Genomic DNA, 25,171 nt, shown 5'->3' on the forward strand with positions numbered 1-25,171 from the left:
GGGACGACCGGCTGCGGTTGTTCTCGTTCGCGACCGCCGAGAAACGCACTCACTACCTGTGGGTTCTGCGCGCGTTCGACCACGCCCGCGGCAACTACACGGTGCTGCTGCACGCCGGGGACGTCGAGACCGTTCTGAACCGCATCGCCGCGGACGGTCCCGGCGACGTGCCAGAGGCCTCCGATCTTCCGGCGTTGCTCGAGCAACTCCACGCGTGGGGTGTGCTCGAACGCAGCTACGACGGCACACGCGCCGCGACCCTCGCCGAGTACCGCAACCGCCACTACGTCTATCAGTTCGGGCAGGCAGGTTACCGGGCGTTCCGCGCGGTCGAGGATGTGCTCTCGGCGCGCGGGGAAGACGTCTCCCTGTCGCGGTTGGCGCTGGCGGATCTGCTCGCCGACCTCACCGAACTGGCCGACGCGAACGCCGCCGGTGATGGTGAACTCGTCTACCGCAAACTGAGTCGGCTCGACGCGACGCTGTCGGACATGGCCGAACGGGCTGCCCGGTTCTACCTGGTGCTCGGCGACCTGGTGCGCACCACGGAGATCACTCCGGAAGTATTTCTCGATCAGAAGGACGCGCTGCTCACGCACATGCGCGAGTTCAGTTCCGATCTTGCCCGCTACGCCCCCAAGCTCACGGCCGCACTCGACCGTGTCCATGCCACCGGCGCCGACACACTGCATACGCTCGCGGCGCAGCATGACGAGCGCGTTCTGCTCTCGTTCGAGGAGCGTGAGGCCGACTGGCGGATGCGCTGGCGCGGCGTCGAGCACTGGTTCGTCGGTGTGGGGTCCGCGCCGAGTGAATCGGAACGGCTGCGCGGCGCCACGATCAATGCCATCTCGGCGGTGTTGTCGCTGCTGCGACGTCTGACCGAGCAACGGCGCGGCGGGGTCAGCCGCGAATCGCAGCTGCGGCATCTGGCCGGGTGGTTCGCGAACTCGCCCACCGAAGACGCCGCGCATGCCCTGTTCGGGGCGGTGTTCGACCTCGGCCGGCCTCGGCATTTCTCGATCCCGCATCCTGACGCGGACGTCATTCCCGTCACCCGCTCGTGGTGGGAGGTGCCGCCGGTGGAGATCGCCCGCACGCTCGCCGAGACCGGCCGCCGCCCCGCCGCGGGTGCCCCCGGGCGGATCCAGCGCAACGATGCCGGGGTGCGCAGGCTCCGCGAGAAGCAACTCGAGACGCAACGGCGCCGAGCGCAGGCCGCGAAATCGCTCGCGGCCGGTGGGGTGCGACAGAGGGAGCTCTCGGAGCCGGAAGCCGAGGTGTTGTTGAGTCTGCTGGATGCGGCGTTGTCGGCGCGGGTACCGGTCAGTGGCCGGGTGCGAGCAGATGAGGGGTCCTCCGGGACGCAGAACGGGGTGAAACTCACATTGCGGCCGAGTGGGGAGTCGATGGTGGTGCGCACCGCGCGGGGCAGTCTGTATTTGGATCATCTGTCGGTGGAGGTGCAGTGAAGGCGCGTTCGATTGCGTCGGTCGATCTCGATTCGTATCAACGTGCGGCACGACTGATCCTGACGCATCATCTGGTGACGACGACGTTCCCGGATCGGTCGGCGTTGTCGTCGCTGCGCCGGTGGGCGACGGAGTTGCGTGAGGATCTGCTCGCCACGTTCGGGTATCGGCTCGAGGTCACAGAGACCACGGCGCGATTGTTCACGGTCGCCGATCGGCTGGATCCGGGCGCGGGGACGAGTACGGCGACGGATCGGTCGTTCGATCGTCGCCGGTATGCGTATCTGGCGTTGGCGATCGCGGCGCTGGGGCGCGGTGGTGGTCAGATCACGTTGTCGGAGTTGGCCGATCATGTGGCATCGGACGCGGGCCGGGTGGAGGGGGTCGATCTCGACACCGAGCGGGCCGCGGACCGGGATGCGTTCGTCGATGCGGTGGCGTGGTTGACGGCGCGGGGTGCGCTGGCGCTCGCCGATGGTGATGCGGGTGGTTGGGCTAGCGACCCGGGGCGCGGGGAGGCGCTCTACGACATTGATCGTGCGGTGGTGGCCGCGGTGTTCCGTCCCCCGCGGGCGCTGCAGCATCTGACGTCGGTGCGGGCGCTGCTCGGTTCGTCCGTGCCGCACGGCGACACCGGTGAGGTGCGACGCCGGGTGCGCCGCGCGCTGGTCCAGAAGCCGGTCGTCTACGCCGAGGAATTGTCGGACGACGAAGCGCTGCAGTTGGCGTTGCCGCGCACCACCGATGAGGTGGAGTTGTTGACTGGTCTGGTGTGCGAGCGGCGCGCCGAAGGGGTGGCGCTGGTCGACACGTCGGGCCGGTTGTCGGATGTGCGGTTTCCGAATACGGGGACGGTCGCGCAGGTCGCGTTGCTGTTGGCCGGGGAGATCTGCGATCGGGTGTTGGATCCGGATGCTCCGGCCCCGGAGCGGATGCCACTGCCCGCGGGCGGGCATGATGCGCTGGCGGCGGCGATCGATGGTGCGATTCCGCGGTCGGGGTTGTTCACGCCGTTGGCGTCGGCGATGCCGGGCGAGTTCGTCGATCGGTTCGAGGGCGCGTCGGAGCGTCCGGCGACGCATCCGCTGATCGAGGATTCGTGGATTGCGGGCACGATCGGGCGGCTCGTCCACACCTATGGGCGGACGTTCGCTGCGCAGTGGCAGGCGGATCCGGCGGGGCTTGCGCAGGCGGCGACGGAGCGGCTCGAGCAGATGCGGTTGGTGGTGCGCACGCCCGGCGGGGTGCTGGCGTTGCCGGCGCTGGCGCGGTTCCGTGGGGTGACGGTCAGTGTGCGCAAGCGTGATCCGGAGATCGAACTGTTTCCCGATTTGTCTCTGCCGGACGATCCGCCTCCGAGCGGGCCCGCGCTCAGTGACCCTGATCTTTCCAGCACCTCGGCGTCCACTGTTCCCGATTCGATCGACACGGAGATCTCATGAGCAGCGCCCGTTTCCGCCCGACACGTGCCGGGATCATCAACCTGTGGGACTACCGCGACCAGGAGTTCTCGTTCGCGGACGGCCGTCTGGTGCTGCGCGGCCCGAATGGCTCCGGCAAGACGAAAGCGCTGGAGGTGCTGTTCCCGTTCGTGTTGGACGGGCGCATCGAGCCGCGGCGGCTCAACCCGTTCGCCGGTGAGGAGCGCACCATGCGCTCGAATCTGCTGTATCAGGGGCAGGAGAGCGCGCATTCGTATGTGTGGATGGAGTTCAGCCGCGGGCAGCGCGACGATCCGGAAGCGGTCACGGTCGGGATCGGGATGCGCGCGACCAAGGGCAACGACAAGGTCACCCGCTGGCATTTCGTGGTGGATGGGCGGGTCGGTGTCGACTTCTCTCTGCTGGACGACGAGGATCGGCCGCTGACGAAGAAGCAGCTGATCGAGCAGGTCGGTGCCGAGGCGATCACCGAGCGCCCGATCGAGTACCGGGCGGCGATCGATGCGCGGATGTTCGGGCTCGGTGCGCAGCGGTACGACCAGTTGATCAATCTGATCCTGACCTTGCGGCGTCCGCAGCTGGCGAAGAATCTGGACCCGAAGGGTCTGTCGCAGGCTCTGACCGACGGGTTGCGGCCCCTCGATGACGAGCTCGTCGTCGAGGCGGCCCGGTCATTCTCCGATATGGAGGAGGTCGCCCGCACGCTGGAGTCACTTGCGGCCGCCGATGATGCGGCGCAGCGGTTCGTCACCGTCTATTCGAAGTATGTGCGGCAGCAGGCGCGAGTGGCGGTGGAGCAGGTCTCTGGGCGGCTCGATGCCGTCGACGCGGCGGTGCTCGCGTTGCGGCAGGCCGCCACCACCCGGCAGGAAGCCATGGTCGCGCGCACCGAGTCGGAGGAGCGGCTCGCCGGGACCGAGCGGGAGCACGAACAGGCCCGCACCACGCTAGATGCGTTGCAGCGGTCGAGCGCGTACGAGGGTAAGCAGCAACTCGACGATCTCGCGTCGGTGGTGGCGAATCTCGAGCGCACCACGTCCGCGCAGACCGAGAATGCCGGGCGGGCGCAGGCCGCGGTGGCCGACCGGATCAGCGAGCAGTCCCGCGCCGAGGAGATCGTGACTGCCGCGACGTCGGCGCGGCGCCGCACAGAGGATGCGATGCAGGCCGCAGCCGAGGATGCGTCGATCGCATGGTCGGGTGTGGAGCACGGCGACCGGACGGATCGTCTGGTGGCGGCGATCGAGGCGAACGCCGAGGAACGCGACGCCGATGTGCGGGCGGTGCGCAGCGCCTTGTCGAAGGTCGACGGGGCTGCCACGGCGCGCACGCGGGCGGAATCGGCGGCGACGCGGAGTCGCGGTCAACGCGACACGGCTTCGGCGGCGGTGGAGGCCGCGGAAACCGTGGTCGAGCTTGCCCGCAGCGAGGCGGCGAGCGAGTTGCGTCACTGGTGGACCGACCACACGAACACTTTTTCCGCCGTGGGGTTGTCGACGCCGGTGTTCGAGGCGCTCGATGCGGCGTTCGGTGCGGTCGGTGAGGACGACGCGACCGCGCCGGCTGCGGCGCTGGCCGAGCACACCGGCCCGGTCGTCGAGGAGATCCGGTTCCGGCGACGCGCCATGGGTTCGGAGATCGACGCGCTCGCGGTGCGGATCGGGGAGCTCGAGCAGGAACGCGCCGCGGTGGCGGCGGAGCGGGACGACGCTCCCCCACCGTTCCGCGCGCGCTGCGGGTCGCGGGAGGGCTGGGCCGGCGCTCCGTTGTGGCAGCTCGTGCGGTTCCGGGACGATGTGTCCGCGGACCAGGCGGCGGGTGTCGAGGCGGCGTTGCAGGCGGCGAATCTGCTCGACGGGTGGCTTGTCGGGGGCACCGGCGAGGTGCCGGATCTCGAGTCGGATCAGGTGCTGGTGGCGTTGCCGCCAGAGCAACGACCGTCCGGCCCGACCGTTTCGGATGTTCTTGTTCCCGAATCGGATACGTCGGTTCCGGAGTCGCGGGTCGCGGAGGTGCTGGCGTCGATCGCGTTGACGACCGAGCCGGAGCCGGGCATCGGTGTCGCGGTGGATGTGCGCGGCGGCTATCGGCAGGGCGTGCAGGTCGGCCGGCACGTGAAGGATCACGCCGAGTTCATCGGGGCGACAGCGCGGGCGCGGCGCCGGCAGCGGCGCATCGCCGAACTGGAGGCGACCATCGCCGAATCTCGCGCCGAGGTGCGGACCCTGCGTGCGGCGGAGCACTCGCTCGGCGATCGACTCACCGCCCTCGACCGTGCGGTGAAGGCACTCCCCCGCACCGGCACGGTCCTCGCGGCGCTGCGAAAGGTCACCGAGTGTGCTGGTGCGTTGCGTACCGCGCAGGAATCGGCGGCGGCGGCCGACCGGGATCTCGATCAGGTGATCGCCGATGCGTCGGTCAAGGAACAGCAGTTGCGTGCGGCCGCGGCGCGGCACCGCACCCCGCTCACCACCACCGAGCTGGACAGCCTCGACGCCGCGATCCGGCATTTCCGGACGCAAGGTCAGGCGCTGCTGCGGGCGCTGCGCGATCAGGCGAACGCCGCCGAGCGTCTGCGGGAGGCGCAGTCTCGGCACGACGAGGCGCGGATCGCGTCGGACGAGGCCGCCGAACGGTCCCTCGAGGCAGCGCAGTCGCTGGCGCATCAACAACAGCGGCTCGAGACGTTGCGGGAGTCGATCGGGGCGAGCGCCGAGCGCATCGATGCGCAACTCGAGGGGGCGCGCGGGCGAATCGAATCGGAGAAGGCGGCCGAACGTGTGGCCCGGAATGCGTTCCAGTCAGCGCTCGAGCAGATCGGCAAGGCCGAGGCGGCGCACACCGCTGCGGAGCAGGCGTTGAGGTCGGCACTGGTGGAATGTCACGTCGATGCCAGCAAGCTGGCGCCGTTCGCGCACCGCGACCTGTTGGCGTTGCTCGAGGTGCACAGTGAGCACGTGTGGCCGGCGAGTGAAGCGGCGTGGCTCGATGCCGATCAGGTGCTCTACCGGATCCGGCACGCGTCGGACACCGAGGGTGCCGTCGAGGTGCTGCCCGTCGAAGTGACCGGGCTGTTCCGGTCGCTGGAGGCGGCGACGGTGTCGGTGTCGGCGGGGGAATCGGCTCGTAAGTCGACGGGGTCGGCGTTGACGTCGGCGCTGCAGGATTTCGATGCCGAGCTCGCGCGGGGACGCGACTATCGCCTGACCTGGGATGCTCCCGACGGAGTGACGGTGGTGCAGGTGCAGGACGAGCAGGGTTACAGCTCGGTCGGGCGGTTCGCGGCGCGCATCGCGCAGGCCAGGCAGGAGCAGGAAGCACTGCTCACCGACTCCGAGCGTCGCATCCTCGAGGATGCACTGTTGACCGGGTTGTCGCAACAGATCCACGAACGCACCGTCGACGCCCGTGATCTGATCGGTCGGATGGGCGCCGAGATGCGGCAGCGGCACATGTCGTCGGGCACCACGATCGGGGTGCACTGGGTGCTCGCCGATCATCTCGACGAGCGGGCACGGGCGGTGTGCAAGCTGCTCGACCGGGATGCGTCGGCGTTGTCGCCGGAGGATCTGGCGGGGATCCGGGCGCATTTCGCGTCGCGGATCCGTGCGGAGCGGGCGGCGCATCCGGAGCGGTCGTACCCGGAGATCCTCGCGTCCACGCTCGATTACCGGCGGTGGCGGGTGTTCTCGTTCAGTCTCATCGGTGCCGACGGCAACGAGGACCGGTTGACGCCGGCGCGGCATTCGGCGTTGTCCGGTGGTGAGCAGTCGGTGTCGCTGCATTTGCCGTTGTTCGCGGCGGCGCACGTGATGCTCGATTCGGCCGATCCGCACGCGCCGCGATTGCTGGCGCTCGATGAGGCGTTCGCCGGTGTCGACGACACCGGGCGCAGCGAATTGCTCGGGTTGTGTGTGCAATTCGACCTCGACCTGTTCATGACCGGTTTCGATCTGTGGATCACCTACGGCGGAGTGCCGGGGTGCGCACACTACGATCTGTCGCATTCGGTGGCCGAGCACACGGTCGCGGCGACCCTGCTGGTGTGGTCCGGTGGCGAGTTGCTGGCCGAGCACGACGGGTCGGATCTGGCGATGGCGCTGGGGTCACCGGGCACGCGGCGGGTGGTGCAGCCGGTCGATGGCACGTTCGAGTTCGCCTGATCAGCACGGGGTTCTGCTCCTCTGATGGCGGTTGAGACGGTGGGGTGTCCTTGACTTCCTCCCCCGCGTGAACACGGAGGACTCCTACGCAGCCTCACCACATGGTGCGGTCTGTTCAGCGGGTTCCTGCTTCACCGGGTCCGCGCATGCAAGCACACGTCTTACGCTCCCTCCACAAGCGTTTACCCTCCCCACCAGCCCAGCGGCGAGCAACACATTCACAGCAGCGTTGTAGTCCCGATCCAACACCAACCCACACGAAGCACACACCCACACCCGCACATCCAACGGCTTCGCCCCCTCACGCACCCCACACCCCGCACACACCTGCGACGTCGGCTCCCACCGGCCGATCCTGTGCACCACCACGCCGAACCGGGCGGCCTTCTCCTCGATCAGCCGAGTCAGCATCGACCAGCCGGCATCGTGCACCGACTTCGCCACCCTCGTGCGCGCCAAACCCGCCACCGACAACCCCTCGAGCGCGACCGCTTGGTTCTCGCGGACCACCCTCAACGCCAGCTTGTGGTGATGATCCAACCGCGTCTCACGCACCTTCCGGTGCGCCACCGCCACCCTCCGACGCGCCTTGTCCCGATTCCTCGACCCCCTCATGGTGCGTGAGTGCGCCCGCTGCGCACGGGCCAATCCTCGCTCCTTCGACCACAACCAGCGAGGATTGTCGACCTTCTCACGAGTACCGTCGTCGTAGACGATCGCCGCCAGATCCGTCAACCCCACATCCACACCGGCAGCCCGAACCGGCGGAGCCGGAACCACCGCCGGCGCCGGCTCATCGACGACGAAGGACACATAGTGCCGCCCGTCCGCCTCACGGATCACCGTCACACTCGACGGGTCCGCCGGCAACGGTCGCGACGACTCGTACCGCACACGCCCGATCTTCGGCAACCGCACACACCCGATACCACTGCCCGGCTCGAGAACCGAGAACCCCGCGTTGCGGGTGAAACGAGCAGACTGGCGATGTGTCCGCTTCTTGAATTTCGGAGCTCCGACCTTGCGGCCCTTACGTTTCCCGGTACGAGAATCGAAAAAGTTCGCGTACGCGCGATTCAGGTCCGCCAGCGACTGCTGCAACGGCACCGACGACACATCAGCCAGCCACGCCCGTTCGGGAGTTGTTTTCGCGGCGGTCAGCGCCGCCGACAACTCACCCTTGCTCGGGATCGACCGGCCCGCCCTGCGGGCAGATTCCCTCGCGGCGAGGGCATCGTTGAACACCCGGCAGCACCCGAACAATCGAGACAGCGCCCTGTGCTGTTCCCCTTGGGATAGGCACGATAGCGGTATCGCTTGAGCACCCTCCGACGATATCATTTGGTGTCGTGAATGAATCTAGTCTTGTTCGCTCTGGTAGACGCGCAGTGTGGGACTGTCACGCACATTTGGTGTTCGTCACGAAATATCGGCGTGGCGCGTTCACCGGCCCCATCCTGACAGACTGCGAGCAGATCATGCGGAAGGTGTGTGGGGACTTCGGATGCGAACTGCGGGAATTCAACGGCGAGGACGATCATGTGCACCTGCTGATCGACTTTCCCGCGACCGTGCAACTGTCGAAGTTGGTGAATTCACTCAAAGGCGTGTCCTCACGGCACTTGCGGCGTGATCACGCGGAGCACCTTTCCCGTTACCTGTGGGGCGGGCATTTATGGTCCCGCTCCTACTACTGCGGGACTGCGGGCGGCGCCCCACTGTCGGTGATTGCCGAATACGTGAAGTCCCAACGTCGCCCTGCGTAACGGTGATTCACTTCCACCGTGAACGATGGAACACTCTCACCGAGATCGGTAGAACGCCGAATCGGCCCGCAGCAGGAGCTTGCCGGTGGCGTTCTCCGCTCGCATCCGGTGCAGGGGGGGAGGGTTGTCGGCGATGATCCGAGCGGCGCCGCGTGGTGAGCCGCAGGGGCCTTTGCGGACGCGCTGCGCGGCGATTACCGGGCGGTGCTGTCGGTGGTGATGGCGGCGATAAGGGCGTTGAGTCCGCGGACTCCGGAGTACCCGTATCCGAAGCCTTCCTTCGTGTGGCCGTGGACGTCAACGATCGTGTCGTCGACGTCGACGACAACCGGCCCGGTGTCGATCCCGGCCACCAAAGGGGTTCGTGCGGCGAGGTTTTTCAGTAGCCTCGCGGCGACTGCGTCGAGTTGGCGGACGTGCCCGCGACCAACGAACACACCTCCCTGCCGGCATTCGCTTCTTTGTCGGTCGGGATGGTCAGGTGTTTGTCCGCCAACTCATGGATCATCGCGTGTTGCGCCAGTTTCACGGTGGGAACAAGTCCGGCCGTCTCGATCAGGTCAGGATCGTCGAAGAGTACTTCGGCGCTGCCCGAGGGTCGGCTCAGCTTCATCGGTGACTACTCCTTCGAGTGATGTTCGCGCTGCCGGACAACGTGGGGCCCGGCCGGCCGCCAGGCGCATCGCCCGCTGCAACGCCGCGTTGATCACGAACGCTGCGATACCTAACACGCCGACGATGGCCACTGCCGCGGCCGGGTAGGGAGCGGTGAAAGTGAGGGCAAGCATTGCGGCGCCACACCAGCTCGGAATTGGTCAGCACCGGCGGGCGACCTGTCCAGCGGACCGGGCAACTCGTCATCGATTTCATGCACGGTGCGGTCAGGAGGGGCGTCCCGATCGTTCGTCACACAATGGCCATAGGGGCACTCCGCCCATGTCCGGGCATCACTGGGATTTCGGACTTGCTGGTCTAGGGTGCGAGTCCGACGACAGCCTCCAGGTCTTCGAGGCCGGCCAAGTGCGCGGTGAGTTCGCCTCGTTCGGCTTCGGTGAGGGGGACGGCGCGGGCACGGGTGAGGGCATCGACCGCGGCGGTGGTGTCGTCGGCGCGGATGGCGAGTTCGGCGCGGTAGGCCAACGCCTCGACCAGTTCGGCGGCGGGTGCGCGATCCTGCTCCCGGGCCAGCGTGGCGTCCAGGATCTTCGCCGCCTGCTGATTGTCACCCTTGGAGTCGCCGAGCACGACGGCGTTCTCCAGCGCCCTGGTCAGCTTGCCGACCGCGGGTGCACCGGTGCCGCCGGTACCTGGGGACGCGAAGATTCGGATCCAGTTCCCGCCGGGGTCGACGACAGTGAACCCGGAGTGGTTGTCGGCGTTCTTGCGTTTCCGCGGGCGGGTCATCCGCGGGATTCCGGAGACCAGGAGCTTGCCGTGGACCGCGCGCATGCCCGCGGCGAACGCCTCGAAGAGCTGCTGGGTGTCGGGCACGCTGACTATGCAACTACCGTAGGAGTCCTCGGGTCTGAAGTCCGGCATGCCGAAGAACTGCAGCTGGAGGTCTTCTCGCTGCAGACCCACGCACGGGTTCGGACGGACCTGGTAGTAGGTCCGGGTGAAGCCGAGCATGGTGTAGAACTCGACGATCTCGTCGATGGATCCGCATGGAAGCAGCGGGACGGTTATCTCATGGGCCATGTCATTGCTCCGTTTCGAGGGGTTCGCCGATGCTCGCGGCCGCTACTCGGCCGGCTGTGCGGGGCGGCTGATGGGGGAACCGGGCTCTCCGGCCATGCTGAATGCGCCCTCTTCCAGGCGGTGGATCAGTCGCCGGGTCCACTGGGCGCCGGTATCGGCGGTCGCGAGCCACAGCGAGATGACCTCGCCCACCGGCCCCCAGGCGTCCAGCTCTGTGTCCGCGGGCAGGTGTGCGGTGATGCTGGTGCGCCAGTCGCGCATCGCGTCGGCGCGGGTGCGCAGGACCTGCAGGGCCTGCCCCCGGGGAAGGTCCTCGATCAGGCCCACCGCGGCACACAGGACGTCCAGCCGCGGCTCGCGGTCGGCCAAGGCCCGGCGCAGGAGGCTGAGGTACTCCTGCTCACCCTTGTCCGTCAGCTCGTATTCGATCCTCGGCGGGCCCCCGGCGACCGACGGATCCGAATGGGACGCCGCCGCCAGCAGGCCCTGTCCGGCCATGCTCTTGAGCGCGTGATACACCGAACCCGATGTGGCGGTGGACCACTCGTGTGCGCCCCAGGACTCCAGATCCGCGCGGATCTGATATCCGTGTGCGCGCCCGCGCCTGCGTAGCGCTCCCAGGACCAGAAGTCGTACCGGCTTCATCGAACCCTTCCCGTATAACTAACCAAATTTGGCGACTGCGAGAAGCGTACTTCGCCCCGGGCATATTAGCCAAATTTGGTTATACCGAGTCGTGCGCCGCCTCGGGCCGTGCACGATCATGTGGTTGCGTCTGTCCTCAGCGACGAACACGACCTCGAACTCGTCAACACACCGGGCACCCGCAGCGTCGACAATCGACGCCGAGCCATCCTCGCCACATCACTGAGAATTCGCCGCCGATTTCGCCACTTCGACGAGAACTCACCAGATCAGAAGTGAACCGACACCGAAGACCCCGGCCGTTGGTTCGGCAGACCGCTCGAAGTGTGTTGGGGCGAATGGCTTTGCCCGCCACTCGCGGCGAAGCCCGTCCGGCGCTGTCAGCGCACTGAGGTGACCTTGGTGAACAGACCTGAGCGTCGAGCAAGAACGGCCACACCTGGACACTTACCTCACCCGCCAGGTGCTGCCGTAGCAAAGTGTAGGGCGTAGCCGCATCACCTGTGCTGCACAAGCATTCAGAATGGAAAATGCTACAAGACCCGACAGAATCGGTGGATCCAGGCTTCGTCCCTTGCGTATTTCCAGCCGAAGTGACCATCGCAGACATGCTTTCTGGCCAAGGAGCACGGGGGGCACCGCCTGGTGGGATGAATTCGCGCGCCATGACCCCTTCGCCAAGGCCGACCCCACCACCCTGCGTGTCGACGCCGAGATCGCGTACCGACCCTTTGCCCAGCGAATTGACCATCTCTCAGCTAATTCGGTGGAAACGTCCAACTCGGAAGGATTACGTTCATCGGGTTCAAGATTCTTGCGTCCTAACGAGGTGTATGTGATGACGGCCCGAGCAACGGCAGTCGATCCAGGTCGACTGTTCTCCGCACATGAGAACTGAACGAAGCTCGAGGAGTACCTCTCGTGGATCTTCCACGCATCTTCACCATTCGCGAAAGTAGCCACCGCATCCACAACCCGTTCACCTCTGGCAAGCTCGCCGCCTTGGGGCAGGCACTGCACCTGAAACCCGGGGACGCGCGTGCTCGACCTCGCCAGCGGGTCGGGCGAAATGCTCTGCACCTGGGCCCGTGACCACCGCGTCACGGGGACTGGTGTGGACATCAGCACGGTGTTCACCGAGCAGGCCCGCGCCCGCGCCGCTGAACTCGGCGTCGCTGACCGGGTCACCTTCGTGCACTCCGACGCCTCCGGCTTCGTCGCGGACACACCGGTCGATCTCGCCGCGTGCGTGGGCGCCACCTGGATCGGAGACGGCGTGGCCGGCACCGTCCAGCTGCTCTGAGAAAGAGTCTGCGTCCCGGCGGCCTGATGCTGATCGGTGAGCCGTACTGGCGTCGGGAAGTGCCCGACCAGGAAACCGCCAAATCCTGCGGTGCGAGCGGCAAGGACGCCTTCCTGCTACTGCCGGAGCTCATCGAGCAGTTCGGCGATCTCGGGTTCGACATCGTGGAAATGGTGTTGGCCGATCAGGACAGCTGGGATCGGTACCAAGCAGCGCAGTGGCTCAACCTCCGCCGCTGGCTCGACGACCATCCCGATGACGAGCTGGCCGGCGAGGTGCGGGCCGAGCTCGCCACCGAGCCCGCCCGCTACACGCGGTACCAGCGTGAGCACCTCGGCTGGGGAGTGTTCGCACTGATGGGCCGCTGACAGTGTGACGAGCGCGGGTCCGGGCAACACTGCCTGGACCCGCGCGTTCTTCATGTCCGATCTGTCGAGTAGGTCATACTTGGCGTTCCGGGGTTGCCTGACGCGCGCCGGTGACCTTCGACGACGGAAGGCGGCCGGCCTTGGAGGTGCCATGGAGGGTGTCGCCGTCGACCGTCACGTCGAACGCCAGGTTCAGCCTCATGGGCTTGGTGATGGCCTGCTTCCAGGTGAGCCGGTCGCCGTCGAGGACCACGGCGTGCAGCGGTACCTGCTCGCCCGCTCCGTGGGCGGTTCCGGTCAGGACTCCGTCGCGCCGGTGGAATTCGACCACGGCCGTCATCGTGCCGATGGGGGTGGAGATGGTGAGCTTCCAGGTGCCTTCTACGGGCATGCCGTTGTACTTCCTGACTTGTGCAGTTACGGGAATGGAGCGCGGTGGGGAGGTTTCAGAGAGTGGCGGGAGCCGGTCCTTGGGCGCGCCAGACGGTGCCGCGCCGCTCGTGGGCAAACAACTCTTCGACCGTGTGGGCGATCCGAGGGCCCAACTCGCGCTCCAGTAGATAGAGCCCGAGGTCGATCCCGGAGGTGACTCCGGCGCCGGTGATCACGTCGCCGTCGTCCACGATGCGGGCGCGGACGGCATGGGCGCCGGTTGCATCCAGCAGATCGAGTCCCAAGTGGTGAGTGGTGGCGTGTCGCCCTTCCAGCAGACCGGCCATGGCCAGGACCAGCGAGCCGCCGCACACGGTGGCGATCGTGATGGCGGGGTCAGCCATTGCCTGCCCGAGGAGCGTGGGCAACTCGGTTGTCAGAGTCCGGCCCAGTAGCACCGGGATGAACTCGTCCCGCTTCCATTCGCCATCGCCCGCCACCGCTTCGGGGTCCTCACCGGGTTCGCCGATACGGCCGGATGCGCCGGGCACCAGAAGCATGTCTGCCCGCTCCAGGTCGAGAGCACCTGCGGCGCGCAGCACCAGACCCCCGGTGCCACTGATCACCTCGCGGGGCCCCTCCGCGGAGACCAGTTCCACGGTCAGCGCTCCGTCCGATGCCGTGCCTCCCGCGTACAGCACTTCGTATGGGGCGATGACGTCGAGTGGGTCGAAGCCGTCGAACAGCACAATCTGGATGTGCATGGGGTGTTCCTTCGTATCGATTTCTATGGGACGCATGAAGTCAACCGGCTGTCGACCGGATCGACCAGTGGCGTGAGTGACGTTCTTCAACGAGATACTGTCAACTCTATCGGGAGGCTTGAACGTATCCTCACCTGTGGTTATCTGAAACTTGCTATGATTGATCCTATCGGCGATAGGGTAGATTCTCGCCATGCACACCGTTGCCGTTCTCGCGCTGGATCAGGTGATCCCTTTCGACCTGTCCACCCCGATCGAGGTCTTTTCACGGACCCGCCTGCCCGACGGGCGGTCCGGCTACCAGGTCCGGGTGTGTGCCGAGAGCGACGAGATCGACGCCGGAGCTTTCACGCTGCGTGCACCCTGGGGCCTGGAGGGCTTTCAGGACGCGGACACGATCATCGTGCCGGGAGTCATCGATCCCACCGCTCCCGTCTCGCCCACTGTGCGTGACGCGCTGCGGTCGGCCGCTGCCGACGGCACACGGATCGCCTCCATCTGCTCGGGCACCTTCCCCCTGGCGGCCACCGGACTCCTGGACGGGTTGCGCGCCACGACGCACTGGCTTGCGGCTGGGCTTCTGTCGGATATCCACCCGAACATCGACGTCGACCCGAATGTCCTCTACGTCGACAATGGCCAGTTCCTCACCTCTGCCGGTGCTGCCGCGGGTATGGACCTGTGCCTGCACATGATCCGCCGTGACTACGGCTCGGCTGTCGCCGCCGATGCCGCCCGTCTGTCGGTGATGCCTCTCGAGCGGGAGGGCGGACAGGCACAGTTCATCGTCTACGACCACGCCCCCACCCCCCAGGGCTCCGAGCTGGAGACACTGCTCACCTGGCTGCGGGAGAACCTTGTCCGTGACCTCACCTTGACCGATATCGCAGCGCGGGCCGGTACCAGCACCCGCACCGTGATCCGACGTTTCCGCGACCAGACCGGCACTACGCCTCTCCAGTGGCTCCACCAGGCCCGCATCCGCCAGGCGCAACACCTCTTGGAAACCACCGACCATTCCGTGGAACGCATCGGTGGCCAGGTCGGCTTCGGCTCATCCACCACCTTCCGCGACCGCTTCAAACTCATCACCGGCGTCAGCCCGCAGACCTACCGACGCACATTCCGGAGCGAGCCCTGACTGTGATGGACATCAGTGTGTTGGTCCCTGCGACGGCCACCGGAGTCACCCCGCCGTGGCCCAGCTCACACTGGGAGGAGGCTCGGTTTCCGAGAACGGTGGCCGATCAACAGATAATGCTTGCGTTCCTGTCGATTCCTCACCTCGCTCCACTGCCATTGCTCACGGAGCGGCCTTGCCCAGCGCTCCCCGCTCGATCGGGTTTCCGTGTGACACAGCACTTCCACCCAGACCTCCCCTTCGCCGCCCACTCGCCGCTGGAAGCGATCCGGGAAAGCCGGATGTTCGGCGGCGCCCATGGCGAGCATGACCCGGTTGAGCGACCGAAGTATGGATCGCTGAACTTCCGCGCCCACCCGTACGCGGTTCACCTCGTTTCGGTTCGTCCTACTTCCTGCTCGCCGAGCACACGCTCGACCGGACCACTTTTGCTTCCCGGACAGCGTCTCGGGCCCGACCTGTTCGGCACAGCTGAGGCGATGCACTTGATAGGGGCTGGCGACGCGGTGGAATTCGGCGATCCTCTCGACGACTACATCGAAGCCCACGTTCACGGACCCATCGACATAGCGTCGGACTTCGAGGCGCTTGTGCTCGACCCGAGCTACCGCGATTCGCCACTCACCTGAATTGCTGGCACCACGGTAGGTTCGTCGACATGGAGGCCGTCGAGCATATGCCGGTCTCCCCCACAAGTCCGGCGGTTCGCCGCGCCTATCTCGGATGTTCGTGCAGCACCGACGAACGCGCCAGCAACCACCTCGAACCATCCGTGCGCGCCGATGCACTCGAAGTCCTGACCGATGTCGATACCGACGTCGCCGCCCAGTTGCCGGAGCTCGAGATGCTTGACACATGGGGCCGCGCAGCCTGCACGGCTCGCGTGGTCATCGTGGCCTCGTTTTCGCACTGCTCCGCGAGGCGAGCCACATCCGGAGTACTCATCGGAGTGGACATTTCCTCGATCGACTGATCGAGCCCCGGGAAGTACTTGCAAAAATCACCACGCTCGTCATGCTCGAACCAACGAACTACGAGAAGAAAACCGTGCTGCGGTCACACTTCATCCGCCAGGCGACCTCGAGTTGATCGGCGACCGGAACAACCCGGCGCACCTCATGTAGCAGGCATGGCCGACGGCCCGGCGTCGAGGCTGATCTCCAACCCAACTGCCCGTCCACCGTGTTTCCGGAGGCTGCCGAACAGTGTGGTGATCACGAATACACGGAACTTATTGCCATATTTCGCGGTCATCGCCCGCTTCGCGGTGCGTAACTCATGTGCGGGCAGCACTCGCGCCGAGCCGGACCGCCACGGTCCCGTAGGGATTCCATCGAAGTCCGACGACGCGATCTCAACCCTGGGGTTGCGCCGGATCCGTTCGACCTTCCACGAGCGAGCAGGCGTATACCCATACCAGCGGCCACCGGCAGATGCCAGCCACACCGGCGTCGTCCTCGCCGAACCGTCTCGTCGGAACGTGCGCAGGGCAAAGAACTGGTCACCACCGGGATCGTCACGAAACGCCATACCCGCAGTATCCCAAACCTCAGCACCGACCACGGAATCCACCGATATCGATGATGGGCGATCCACAGATCTTGACAGTGTCTCCATCCGGGGACCTGTCATACAGTACGGCCCACATCGTCGAGGTGACTCCCCGCCGGCATCAGCGCCATCACCTTGCGGCTCAGCTTGCTCGTCATCCCCGACAACATCCTGCCCTTCTCATCCAACGCCAGATCGGCGGACGCGCGCAAATTCGCCGAGCGGGGCCGTCCGGATCGGCGTGCACCTCACCCGAGCTCGAAACACACCGCCTCTGCCTCGATTTCGAGGCTCTTCATCGCCTTGTCCACGCGGGTGAATTTCAGGAGGTGCGCCGGTGTGAGGATCGCTTCGATCGGCGACCACCTCGATACATGATCGCGGGTGAAGGTAGGGAGTCCCGCGTGTGGCGCGGGCGATTCCCTCGACGATTCGCGTACCCGGATCAGCTTCTGAAGCACCTTCATGCTCGCTTGGTCAGATGACATGTCCCCTATGCACTCACCGGTGCACAGGACGCAACAACTCCGGGTCGTTGTTGCGCGGCGAGTTCACCGCCGTAGCCACCTCATACAGATCCAAATGCGGCTCCGGGATCGAATTCAGCAACGCATCGATATCCTCGCGCTCCGTCAGCGCCGGATCAAGCCACGGCCCGACGAACGTATCCGGAAGAATTACCGGCGACCGGTCGTGCACCTGACCGGCCGCATCTGTCGCCGGCCGCGTGAGCACTGTGCACGTCCACAACCACCGATCGGGATCGTCCTTGGGCAGATCCGGATTCGGCCACAACTCGTACAGGCCTGCCATCGACACCGGACCGTCACCGTGCAGGAAGAACGGGATCTTCTTGCCGTAATCGTCCTTCATCCATTCGAAGTAGCCGTCCGCCGGCAACACGCAGCGGCGGCGCACCGAAGCCGCTTTGAAGGCCGGTTTGCTCGTGATCGTCTCCGACCGCGCGTTGATCAACCGCGACCCGATCTTCGGATCCTTCGCCCACGACGGCACCAAACCCCATTTCACCTGCGATGACACCATTCGCACCGGGTCTGCGTCCGGATCGCTGCGCGGCGCGCGTTCGAGCACCACGTTCACCTGCTGGGTCGGCGCGATGTTGTAGGACGGTGGTAACTCCTCCCCCACTGTCTCGACGGCGTCGTACGCCGCGAGCAGATCGCCTCGGGTGCTGGTGCTTGCATAGCGTCCGCACACGATCAGACCTCCGTTGTCACAGATACACAATGAACGATAGCCTCGGTCACCGACGCGTCCGGAGATTCGGATAGGAAATAGGGTGTTCATCTGCGCTGATGCGACGTCCCCGGCGCTTCCGCAAACTGTGTCGCGGTCCGCCCTGCGCACCTCCCGCGGTGCGGCAGAACGACTTGCTGGCCAGGACCTTGACGATCGGTGCCCCCTCGATCTCGTCCGGGCAGTCCCACAGCGCGAGCGCTCGGCCTCCGAAGTCAGCGGACCGGTAGCGGACGCCCGCGACCTTCGCAGCGGCAGGCTGATCCCCATAGATCGCGCGTGCCCACTGCTGGGTCAGCGCGCGGTTCTCGTTCCCGGAGGCCCTCGCGGGCAGCGCACCGATCGCCATTGCCGCGCCGGGCCGAATCGTGAGTGTGGATCTCCCGCAGCAGCCGCAGCCTGGCAACGCGCCATTTCGAGTGCAGCGGCACGACCCCAGCCTCACCGAACACCTAACACGCGGACGTCGCAAGATCGACCGCCAGGTAGATCACCGAGCGCGCATCCGGGTCGACCGCCGGTACGGCGAAGGGCGGCTGTGATGATCGAAAACGGGCATACACCCCGAACAACTGGAACACCGACCCGCTCGGGGTGACCGATCGCGGTGATAGATACGATACCACGGTACCGCCGGCAGGCGCGCACGCCCACCGATGATCCGCAGCGGACAGTCGCCGCGCCGGTACCTCGAGGGGATTGGCCATCAGGCGGCTGACAACGATTCGACGACCGCGAACACGTGGTCGAAGTCGCGAAGCATCTCTTGCGCGGGCGTGGGCCCCCGAAGTTGTCGTTCGGCCGACTCATCCACTGCGACAGGCTCGACACCCCGCCCGGCAAGGCATCGACGAGCGGACCAAGATCCGGCAGCACCGACACCGTCTGAGGAGAAATCCCGAGCACATCGGCGCCGCCTGACGGCCGAACAGGTGCGTCGCGGGAGACCAGTAGCGCGGCGGCGTCCATGGGTTCCAGGTCGCCCAGCTCGATGACCTGCACCATGTCGGCCCAGCCGGGGTCGGCCTGCCACGCCACATCCGGGGGTATGTGCCCGGCCACCACGACCACCGCACCGACCGGCAGCGCCGGCAGAAACCGTTCGCACAGCCAGTTTTCCAGGCTGTGGATATGTTGGAAGTTGTCGATCAGCAGCACCGCGCGCTCGTCGGCGAGTATCGAGCCGGCCTCGGTCGTGAAGGCTGCGGGGGATGTCTCGAGCATCCTCCCGTCCAGCATCAGCACGGTGCGAGCAGCCTCTGCGCCTCGCTGGGCGAAGCGTCCCAACAGCGCCGACTTGCCGACGCCGCCGGGGCCGTGCACGAACATCACTCTGCCGCCGCTGCACAGCGCCTCGTCGAAGGCGGCGAACTCCTCCTTCCGTCCGACGAAGGATCAGTGCCTCGCGGCCTCGAGACGCCCCATCCACGCGCCCGGCATCATCGCGCCCCTCGTCAACGAGCGTGCAGAGCATTGCGAATTTCCTGGGTCGTTGGTGGCACGCCGACGTCCGGGTGGTGTTCGAAGTGCCACCACTCGTTGTCGTAGATGCGGTAGAGGCCGTAGCGGGCACCGTGTTCTTCCAGCCAGCGCGCGCCTTCGAGCGGGCGCACATCCAGTGCACTGCCCTTGACGTGCCTGGATTCCGCAGGTGGCAGTACGTGTATCCGGGCTGCGGCCGGTGAGCCGGCGCGGCGCACCTCCTCGTCGAACAACCGCTGTTGAAGACAGGGATCGCGGTATCCCGAAGTGAGGCCGATAAGCTGCCCGTGGCGCCAGAGCGCCTCGGTGCGCGCAGCGGTGAACGCCGCCCTGGCATCGTCGGTGAGCCCGGTGAGTTCTTCGGCAGGAAATCGCAATCCCAATGCCCAGCAGCAGGCCAGTTCGCGGGCGCGGCAGGGATTGCAGATGAACGCAACGGGCAGCAGGAACACGGCGAGCACCACCGTGACTACGGCAAACAGCCGGTCACGGGGCCGAAGAGGGATGGTGCGTGGTTCGTTCATGCCTCCAGTGAAGGAGGTCTGGTGTTGCCGGCCCGTATTCAGTTTTCGATACTTCCACGATATGCGCCAGCTCGTAGTATCACGTGTATACGCGTGTTGATGTCGAAAACGAGCCCTACATGGCCGATGCCCTCCGCAACAGGCTGCGCCTCGAGGCCATCGAACTCCGCGATCTGCGTGCTCCGGCTCCGCACCACGCAGATCGATCTTCACCGTCCAGTCCGTCGAGTTCGACGTAGGCTCACCCGATTAGGCTCCCATCGTCCCTGAACGCGTACCTCGCGGCGCGTTCCGACCCCGCGATCTATCCGACTGGGAGCGGCAGGACTCGCCAGCACCGGAATTCTGATCGGATTGTCTACCGCTTTCCACAGCGCGAAGTTCCCACCACGCCTTCAGCTGGAGCTGTCCATGACACCATCCACTGATCCCTACGCAATCGAAAACGCACCAACGCATTTCGACCTTGGCTCGCCCTACCTGATCGTCCCTATAGTCGGTTGCATCCTCGGGATCCTCGCGGCGCTGCTATGGACTGTGGCCGAGCGTCGCTCCGCCACCGCACACTGAACGCCCTCAAGAAACACGGCTGCCAGGTGACGCCGTAGAACTGCGCGCGGTACGCGTCGCTACCTCGTTGACCACCGGCACCGCTACGTTCAGGCGATGAGATGTGCGCGCTGCCGTCACGATCCAGCACAACCACATCAACTTCCTGGGCCGCTACGCCTTCTCCCGAGCTGATGTGGCCGGGGGATTTGCGCCCCTTCCACGACGGCGCCCACGAGAGCGGCTGAGTGTCGGTTTCGGGGAACTGAGTCAGGAGCCGCGCGAATATAGGGCTGGGTGAGGGTCAGCCGGTGGTTGACCGCCACGGGTGCATGGGGCTCGGTACGGCGGGCGTCGGCGCGGACACTCACGGCACAAATGGGACAGCCGTTGCCGGGAGCGGTAGCGAGGTAGAGGTGGCCGATCAGTGGACACCAGGCGGGGAGCGGCCGTCCTAGAGCTGATCTTGCCCCACCTCCTTCGTGTCCGGGCAAGTCACGTACTCCTGAACAGCCGGTCCAGATGCACGTCGATCGCGGCGAGCACATCCCGGGGCTCGATCACGTCGAGTTCGATCAGGGAGGTGAAGCCGGTGAGGGCAAGGAGCAGGTTGGTCTCGATCGCCGGGTCGCGGCCGGAGTCGATGTGCCCGTCGGCGATCGCCTGGCGGACCAGTTGCTCGACGAGGGCCCGCCCTTGGACAAGGCCGCGGCGCGCCTGCTCGTGCACGTCCTCGTCGTGCAACGCCTCCAGGACGTAGGCAGCGCTCATCCGGCTGGTCGCGCGGGCATCGGCATGCAGAGGGAGCATTTCCGCGAGCGTCAGTCGCAGCACGTCACGGGGATGCGGACGGTCACCGAGCTTTTCGAGCCCCTGGCGTACGCGGACCGAGGTCTGCTCGGACGCGAAATCCATGGCGAAGGAGAGCATGGCGGCCCGGGAAGCGAAGTAGTGCTGCAGCTGCCCGAGTGACATGCCCGCCTCCTGCGCCACCACACGCATCGTCAGCTGTGTGACGCCGCCCTGCTCCACCACTCGCCACAGTGCGCGGGCGATCACTTCGCGGCGGCCACGGTGATCCACCTGTTTCGGCATCGCCGACCCTCCCCTCGTATCCCGGAACTACTCCAATACAGTTGACATAATACACACGACCCATAAACCTTGGGTCCACGCGAGGGAAGGAATCGTCATGTCCGAACAGCCGAAGGTACGGACCACCGAAGGCGTGGTGCAGGGGCGGCGGCGGAGGCACGCGGTGTTCCGCGGCATCCCCTACGCCCAGCCCCCGGTCGGAGCGCTGCGCTTCGGCGCGCCCGCGCCGCCGCACCGCTGGGAGGGGACGCGGCAGGCGGTCGAGTTCGGCCCCGTGGTGCCGCTGTCCCTGCCGATCGACGTGCCCCCGCAGGGCACAGACTGGCTGACGCTCAACGTCGGCACACCGGATCCCGGCACGGCGGGACTGCCGGTGCTGGTGTGGATCCCCGTGGGCGGCTACCTCTCGGCGGCGTCGAGCGACCCGATGTTCGACCCGGCAGCACTGGCCGAGGCGGGAGTCGTCGTGGTGACCATCAACTGCCGCGTGGGCGCGGAGGGATTCGCGTTCCTCGACGACGTGCCGCCCAACCGCGGATTCCTCGACCAGATCGCGGCGCTGGAGTGGGTGCAGCGCAACATCGCCGCCTTCGGAGGCGACCCCGGCCAGGTCACCGTGGCCGGGGTATCAGCCGGAGCGGGGTCGGTCGCCGCTCTCCTGACGATGAAGTCCGCGCGCGGACTGTTCCGACGGGCAATCGCCCACTCGGTGCCGGGGCTGCACAGCACCCCAGCGCTGGCACGACAGGTCACCGCCGCGTTCGCGGACCGGCTCGGCGCGGTGGCCCCCACCGCCGATGCCCTGCGCGACATCGACCCCTGGCGCCTCGCCGCCGAGCTGACCTCTTTCAACGCAGGCCTCCACGCGCACCAGGAGAGCTGGGGACGCCTCACGGAGACCGGCACCGCGCTGTGCCCCGTTGTCGACGGCGAGGTGCTCGCGGAAACTCCCTGGTCCGCGCTGACAGGCGCGCGCGCGAGCGGGACCGAACTACTCGTCGGCCACACCCGGGACGAATTCCGGTACTTCAGCGTCATGAGCGGACGGTACGGCACCTTCACCGAGGAGGACGCCCATGCAGCCCTGGAACTGCTCGCCCCGCAGCCGGACGGTGCGCAGGCCTACCGTGCCGCGTTCCCGCAGGCAGGCCCGGAGGAGCTCGTGGAGACGGTGTACTCCGACGCCCTCTTCCGCATGCCATCACAGAAGCTGGCCGAGGCGAACGCCGCAGCCGGCGGCACCTCCTACCTGTTCGAACTGTGCTGGGTTGCCCCGGCCCTCGGCGGCATCCTGGGCGCCTGCCACAGCCTCGACGTGCCCTTGGCGTTCGGCACGCTGGACAGCCCCGTCGCCGCCCAGCTCATCGGCGAGGAGCCCACTTCCGAGGCCGTCGCGCTCTCCCGAGAACTCCAGGAGGCATGGGTCCGCTTCGTCACCACAGGCGACGCGGACTGGCCCGCCCACCGGCCCGACAGGCACCTCACCCGCGTCCTGGACACCGAGTCGAAGACTCTGCCCTACCCCGAACAGGCATCCCGCCAGATCTGGGAAGGCCACTTCCCCGCCCCCTTCGACCTCTCGTAATTGTCCGAGTCGCCTCCTACAACTGCGACGCCGCCACCCACCCATCGGGCACAGCGCGAATCGTCCTGCAGCCAGGAAACACCCGGCCCGCTTGGCACCAGATCCCACCAGAGTGTGGACATTGACCACGCGGCCGTTATCGCGGACCTCGAGCACGAGAACATCGGCGGGCGACGAGTGCGTACTGCCCTGGTCCAAGGGGCGGAGATGCCCGGCAACGACGTTGAAGAAGCGACCCAGTTCGAAAGGGCGGGTTGGGGTGGGACATTCCACCGTCGGATGGTCACTGCGCGCAGCCCAACGACAGGCCAGGTGAGCTTCCCCCACTTCCCCGGGGACTTCCGAACCAGGTTTGATCGTAAGAACCGAGGAAGGACGTCATCGTGGGAACGAAGAAGTATCCACCGGAACTACGCGAACGCGCGGTCCGGTTGTATCGCGAGTCGGATCCGAACCCGGTACTCCGCCGACTGGCCGAACAGCTGAACCTGCACCCCGCAGCGCTGCGGAACTGGATCCGGCAGGCCGAGGCCGATCACGGCGAACGCGAGGATCGGCCGACCACGGCGATGCTCGAGGAGAGCTGGCGCCTGGCGAAGGAGAATGCGGAGCTCCGCCGGGTCAACGAGGTCTTGCGGGCGGCGAGTGCGTATTTCGCGTCGTAGATCGACCCGACCCGGAGAAGGTCATGAATTTCATTGATGACCATGACTTCTCGGTCGGTCTCGTCCTGCGGTATTGAAGGTTCCGGCCTCGACCTACTACGACTGGCGAGCCCGGCGCACCCCACCGTCGCCGCGGCGGCGCGGCGACGCCGAGCTGCTGGAGTTGATCGACGAGATCCGCCGGCTCACACGAGTTCGCCAGGCACCTACGGCTCCCCGCGGGTCTCGCTCGAACTGCGACGCCGTTCCATGACATCAAGGATCTCCACGAGCGGCGCCGGTTCGTCGGGGAGAGACCACTGCGTCACCGGCGAGATCGTCGACAAAGTACGGCGCAGATGCATGGCAGACAGTAGCTGCAGTCACCGACATCGACGTGCACAAGTAAGGAACCCAGTGTCGTTCGGTCACCTCGCAGCGGGTAGGCGCGACGAAGATCCAGCCGGACCTCGCAGCCAGCTCCTGTGCCCAGTCGGTGAGTGTGCGGTTCGCGTACATTTGGTACCGATGGACACTGCGATCACCGCCTTGCTGGCGCACCTCGATCACGTCGACCCGGGCGGTGTCGTCGGCGTCTACCTGTTCGGATCAGCCACCGCAGGCGGGCTCCGTCCGCACAGTGACCTGGACCTTCTCCTCCTGACTCGACGCACATTGACGCGGTCGGAGAGGCGCGGGATCGTGAAACTACTGCTGTCACTGTCGGGTTGGCCGGGACATTCCGTACGGTTCCCTGAGGTAGCGGATCGGCGCCCCGTCGAGTTGACGTCACTGGTGCTCATGAACGACCACCCCTGGTCTCCACCTGCGTGGCGAGACTTCCAATACGGGGAATGGTTGCGTAACGATTTCGCCGGTGGCGTGCTACCCGAGTCTTCAGAGGACCCGGATGTTCCGATCCTGTTGGCAACCGCACTCGGGGGCCACCGACCCCTTCGTGGACCGGACCTCGGCGATCTGATCGCCCCGGTGCCGGACGAGGTTCTGCGTCGGTCGATGTTCGATCTGTTGCCCGGCATCCTCGATGGGTTGTCCGCAAATGAGGGCGAAGAGACGCACATACTGCTGGTGCTCGCCCGCATCCTCGTGACGCTCGAGACCGGGCGGATCGTCCCGAAGAACGAGGCCGTCGATCACGTCGCGGTTTATCTACCTGAACCGCACGCGCTGATACTCGAGCGCGCCCGTGCGAGCTACGTCGGTGAGGTACCGGACGATTGGTCGAGCCTCGCCGACGGGGTAGCTGCGGCAGCCGAATACATGGTGGCTCTCGCTCGCAGGCATTCTGCCTAGACCGGCGACCACCACAGTTTCATCCGGTCGAACCCG

Annotated in this window: 24 protein-coding genes and 2 pseudogenes; 12 read left to right on the forward strand and 14 right to left on the reverse strand. The window is 66.4% G+C overall.

What is annotated here, in order from left to right; translation table 11 throughout:
- Window positions 1-11: 11 nt before the first annotated feature.
- From Q7514_RS00485 to Q7514_RS00495, 3 genes are read left to right on the forward strand one after another with little or no spacing between them, the layout of a single operon-like run.
- Window positions 12-1,472 (forward strand): TIGR02677 family protein, encoded by a 1,461-nt coding sequence (locus tag Q7514_RS00485; protein ID WP_330131966.1) that lies wholly within the window; start codon window positions 12-14, stop codon window positions 1,470-1,472.
- Entirely contained in the window at window positions 1,469-2,914 is a 1,446-nt protein-coding gene (locus tag Q7514_RS00490) for a TIGR02678 family protein (RefSeq protein ID WP_330131321.1), read from the forward strand. The genes Q7514_RS00485 and Q7514_RS00490 overlap by 4 nt, the downstream gene beginning before the upstream one ends.
- Complete coding sequence (locus tag Q7514_RS00495; protein ID WP_330131322.1) at window positions 2,911-7,077, forward strand: TIGR02680 family protein; 4,167 nt, start codon at window positions 2,911-2,913, stop codon at window positions 7,075-7,077. The genes Q7514_RS00490 and Q7514_RS00495 overlap by 4 nt, the downstream gene beginning before the upstream one ends.
- An 84-nt stretch (window positions 7,078-7,161) precedes the next feature.
- On the opposite strand, the gene Q7514_RS00500 is transcribed toward Q7514_RS00495, so the two are convergent.
- Window positions 7,162-8,322 carry an RNA-guided endonuclease InsQ/TnpB family protein gene (locus Q7514_RS00500; RefSeq protein ID WP_330131323.1) on the reverse strand — a complete coding sequence of 387 codons (1,161 nt, stop codon included), beginning with the start codon at window positions 8,320-8,322 and terminating at the stop codon, window positions 7,162-7,164.
- A 104-nt stretch (window positions 8,323-8,426) separates the two neighbouring features.
- Here Q7514_RS00500 and tnpA point away from each other — a divergent pair, with 104 nt between their 5' ends.
- On the forward strand, window positions 8,427-8,843 hold the full coding sequence (tnpA, locus tag Q7514_RS00505) for an IS200/IS605 family transposase (protein WP_330131324.1): 417 nt from the start codon (window positions 8,427-8,429) through the stop codon (window positions 8,841-8,843).
- Between the two features lie 48 nt (window positions 8,844-8,891).
- Here the strand turns inward: tnpA and Q7514_RS00510 are convergent.
- The 3 genes and pseudogenes from Q7514_RS00510 to Q7514_RS00520 all read right to left on the reverse strand — a co-directional run.
- Window positions 8,892-9,456, reverse strand: a pseudogene (locus Q7514_RS00510) (IS1380 family transposase); the annotation flags it as partial.
- A 359-nt stretch (window positions 9,457-9,815) separates the two neighbouring features.
- The gene (locus Q7514_RS00515) at window positions 9,816-10,541 is read right to left on the reverse strand and encodes a VOC family protein (protein WP_330131325.1); all 726 of its coding nucleotides are present in this window, start codon (window positions 10,539-10,541) and stop codon (window positions 9,816-9,818) included.
- Window positions 10,542-10,583: 42 nt separating this feature from the next.
- Window positions 10,584-11,186, reverse strand: a complete 603-nt coding sequence (locus Q7514_RS00520; RefSeq protein WP_330131326.1) for a PadR family transcriptional regulator — start codon at window positions 11,184-11,186, stop codon at window positions 10,584-10,586.
- 1,069 nt (window positions 11,187-12,255) lie between these two features.
- Here Q7514_RS00520 and Q7514_RS00525 point away from each other — a divergent pair.
- Together Q7514_RS00525 and Q7514_RS00530 are read left to right on the forward strand one after the other, a co-directional pair.
- Window positions 12,256-12,489 (forward strand): SAM-dependent methyltransferase, encoded by a 234-nt coding sequence (locus tag Q7514_RS00525; protein WP_330131967.1) that lies wholly within the window; start codon window positions 12,256-12,258, stop codon window positions 12,487-12,489.
- 26 nt (window positions 12,490-12,515) lie between these two features.
- Window positions 12,516-12,857: a hypothetical protein gene (locus Q7514_RS00530; RefSeq protein WP_330131327.1), complete on the forward strand. Its 342-nt coding sequence runs from the start codon at window positions 12,516-12,518 to the stop codon at window positions 12,855-12,857.
- A 73-nt stretch (window positions 12,858-12,930) separates the two neighbouring features.
- On the opposite strand, the gene Q7514_RS00535 is transcribed toward Q7514_RS00530, so the two are convergent.
- Together Q7514_RS00535 and Q7514_RS00540 are read right to left on the reverse strand one after the other, a co-directional pair.
- Complete coding sequence (locus Q7514_RS00535) at window positions 12,931-13,248, reverse strand: hypothetical protein (protein ID WP_330131328.1); 318 nt, start codon at window positions 13,246-13,248, stop codon at window positions 12,931-12,933.
- Window positions 13,249-13,303: 55 nt separating this feature from the next.
- A complete protein-coding gene (locus Q7514_RS00540) occupies window positions 13,304-13,993 on the reverse strand; it encodes a DJ-1/PfpI family protein (RefSeq protein ID WP_330131329.1) in 690 nt (229 codons plus the stop codon).
- A gap of 193 nt (window positions 13,994-14,186) precedes the next feature.
- Between Q7514_RS00540 and Q7514_RS00545 the strand changes: the two genes are divergently transcribed.
- The 3 genes from Q7514_RS00545 (at window position 14,187) to Q7514_RS00555 (ending at window position 16,107) form a co-directional block, all read left to right on the forward strand.
- A complete protein-coding gene (locus Q7514_RS00545; protein ID WP_330131330.1) occupies window positions 14,187-15,134 on the forward strand; it encodes a GlxA family transcriptional regulator in 948 nt (315 codons plus the stop codon).
- 209 nt (window positions 15,135-15,343) lie between these two features.
- On the forward strand, window positions 15,344-15,763 hold the full coding sequence (locus tag Q7514_RS00550) for a DUF3626 domain-containing protein (RefSeq protein ID WP_330131331.1): 420 nt from the start codon (window positions 15,344-15,346) through the stop codon (window positions 15,761-15,763).
- 29 nt (window positions 15,764-15,792) lie between these two features.
- The gene (locus Q7514_RS00555) at window positions 15,793-16,107 is read left to right on the forward strand and encodes a hypothetical protein (protein WP_330131332.1); all 315 of its coding nucleotides are present in this window, start codon (window positions 15,793-15,795) and stop codon (window positions 16,105-16,107) included.
- Between the two features lie 143 nt (window positions 16,108-16,250).
- Here Q7514_RS00555 and Q7514_RS00560 read toward each other — a convergent pair whose 3' ends face one another.
- From Q7514_RS00560 to Q7514_RS00590, 8 genes and pseudogenes are all read right to left on the reverse strand, one after another.
- A complete protein-coding gene (locus tag Q7514_RS00560) occupies window positions 16,251-16,664 on the reverse strand; it encodes a PPOX class F420-dependent oxidoreductase (RefSeq protein ID WP_330131333.1) in 414 nt (137 codons plus the stop codon).
- 269 nt (window positions 16,665-16,933) lie between these two features.
- Entirely contained in the window at window positions 16,934-17,152 is a 219-nt protein-coding gene (locus tag Q7514_RS00565; RefSeq protein ID WP_330131334.1) for a hypothetical protein, read from the reverse strand.
- 34 nt (window positions 17,153-17,186) lie between these two features.
- A complete protein-coding gene (locus Q7514_RS00570; protein ID WP_330131335.1) occupies window positions 17,187-17,903 on the reverse strand; it encodes an SOS response-associated peptidase in 717 nt (238 codons plus the stop codon).
- 46 nt (window positions 17,904-17,949) lie between these two features.
- Window positions 17,950-18,291 carry an RES domain-containing protein gene (locus tag Q7514_RS00575; RefSeq protein WP_330131336.1) on the reverse strand — a complete coding sequence of 114 codons (342 nt, stop codon included), beginning with the start codon at window positions 18,289-18,291 and terminating at the stop codon, window positions 17,950-17,952.
- A 92-nt stretch (window positions 18,292-18,383) separates the two neighbouring features.
- Window positions 18,384-19,100 (reverse strand): hypothetical protein, encoded by a 717-nt coding sequence (locus tag Q7514_RS00580; protein ID WP_330131337.1) that lies wholly within the window; start codon window positions 19,098-19,100, stop codon window positions 18,384-18,386.
- 66 nt (window positions 19,101-19,166) lie between these two features.
- Window positions 19,167-19,322: pseudogene (locus tag Q7514_RS33135) on the reverse strand (hypothetical protein); the annotation flags it as partial.
- A 74-nt stretch (window positions 19,323-19,396) separates the two neighbouring features.
- Window positions 19,397-19,948, reverse strand: coding sequence for a D,D-peptidase/D,D-carboxypeptidase VanY-N (gene vanY-N / locus Q7514_RS00585; RefSeq protein WP_330131338.1), 552 nt, complete (start codon window positions 19,946-19,948; stop codon window positions 19,397-19,399).
- A 1,044-nt stretch (window positions 19,949-20,992) separates the two neighbouring features.
- A complete protein-coding gene (locus Q7514_RS00590; protein ID WP_330131339.1) occupies window positions 20,993-21,592 on the reverse strand; it encodes a TetR/AcrR family transcriptional regulator in 600 nt (199 codons plus the stop codon).
- Window positions 21,593-21,689: 97 nt separating this feature from the next.
- On the opposite strand from Q7514_RS00590, the gene Q7514_RS00595 reads away from it, so the two are divergent.
- The 3 genes from Q7514_RS00595 (at window position 21,690) to Q7514_RS00605 (ending at window position 25,135) form a co-directional block, all read left to right on the forward strand.
- A complete protein-coding gene (locus Q7514_RS00595) occupies window positions 21,690-23,177 on the forward strand; it encodes a carboxylesterase/lipase family protein (protein WP_330131340.1) in 1,488 nt (495 codons plus the stop codon).
- Window positions 23,178-23,560: 383 nt separating this feature from the next.
- A complete protein-coding gene (locus Q7514_RS00600; RefSeq protein ID WP_330131341.1) occupies window positions 23,561-23,842 on the forward strand; it encodes a transposase in 282 nt (93 codons plus the stop codon).
- Window positions 23,843-24,349: 507 nt separating this feature from the next.
- On the forward strand, window positions 24,350-25,135 hold the full coding sequence (locus tag Q7514_RS00605) for an aminoglycoside adenylyltransferase domain-containing protein (protein WP_330131342.1): 786 nt from the start codon (window positions 24,350-24,352) through the stop codon (window positions 25,133-25,135).
- Window positions 25,136-25,171: the final 36 nt, after the last annotated feature.

It is taken from the genome of Rhodococcus artemisiae, from assembly GCF_036327795.1.
GTDB classification, from domain to species: Bacteria; Actinomycetota; Actinomycetes; order Mycobacteriales; family Mycobacteriaceae; genus Rhodococcus; species Rhodococcus artemisiae.

What these genes read in the sequence shown, in the direction of transcription:
- Q7514_RS00545 (WP_330131330.1), top strand. Translation starts at nt 14,187, where the DNA reads ATGCACACCGTTGCCGTTCTCGCGCTGGATCAGGTGATCCCTTTCGAC.
- Q7514_RS00540 (WP_330131329.1), bottom strand. Translation starts at nt 13,993, where the DNA reads ATGCACATCCAGATTGTGCTGTTCGACGGCTTCGACCCACTCGACGTC.
- Q7514_RS00565 (WP_330131334.1), bottom strand. Translation starts at nt 17,152, where the DNA reads ATGAAGGTGCTTCAGAAGCTGATCCGGGTACGCGAATCGTCGAGGGAA.
- Q7514_RS00555 (WP_330131332.1), top strand. Translation starts at nt 15,793, where the DNA reads ATGGAGGCCGTCGAGCATATGCCGGTCTCCCCCACAAGTCCGGCGGTT.
- Q7514_RS00530 (WP_330131327.1), top strand. Translation starts at nt 12,516, where the DNA reads ATGCTGATCGGTGAGCCGTACTGGCGTCGGGAAGTGCCCGACCAGGAA.
- Q7514_RS00560 (WP_330131333.1), bottom strand. Translation starts at nt 16,664, where the DNA reads ATGGCGTTTCGTGACGATCCCGGTGGTGACCAGTTCTTTGCCCTGCGC.
- Q7514_RS00575 (WP_330131336.1), bottom strand. Translation starts at nt 18,291, where the DNA reads ATGGCGATCGGTGCGCTGCCCGCGAGGGCCTCCGGGAACGAGAACCGC.
- Q7514_RS00590 (WP_330131339.1), bottom strand. Translation starts at nt 21,592, where the DNA reads ATGCCGAAACAGGTGGATCACCGTGGCCGCCGCGAAGTGATCGCCCGC.
- Q7514_RS00520 (WP_330131326.1), bottom strand. Translation starts at nt 11,186, where the DNA reads ATGAAGCCGGTACGACTTCTGGTCCTGGGAGCGCTACGCAGGCGCGGG.
- vanY-N (WP_330131338.1), bottom strand. Translation starts at nt 19,948, where the DNA reads ATGAACGAACCACGCACCATCCCTCTTCGGCCCCGTGACCGGCTGTTT.
- Q7514_RS00535 (WP_330131328.1), bottom strand. Translation starts at nt 13,248, where the DNA reads ATGCCCGTAGAAGGCACCTGGAAGCTCACCATCTCCACCCCCATCGGC.
- Q7514_RS00515 (WP_330131325.1), bottom strand. Translation starts at nt 10,541, where the DNA reads ATGGCCCATGAGATAACCGTCCCGCTGCTTCCATGCGGATCCATCGAC.
- Q7514_RS00525 (WP_330131967.1), top strand. Translation starts at nt 12,256, where the DNA reads ATGCTCTGCACCTGGGCCCGTGACCACCGCGTCACGGGGACTGGTGTG.
- Q7514_RS00605 (WP_330131342.1), top strand. Translation starts at nt 24,350, where the DNA reads ATGGACACTGCGATCACCGCCTTGCTGGCGCACCTCGATCACGTCGAC.
- Q7514_RS00595 (WP_330131340.1), top strand. Translation starts at nt 21,690, where the DNA reads ATGTCCGAACAGCCGAAGGTACGGACCACCGAAGGCGTGGTGCAGGGG.
- Q7514_RS00495 (WP_330131322.1), top strand. Translation starts at nt 2,911, where the DNA reads ATGAGCAGCGCCCGTTTCCGCCCGACACGTGCCGGGATCATCAACCTG.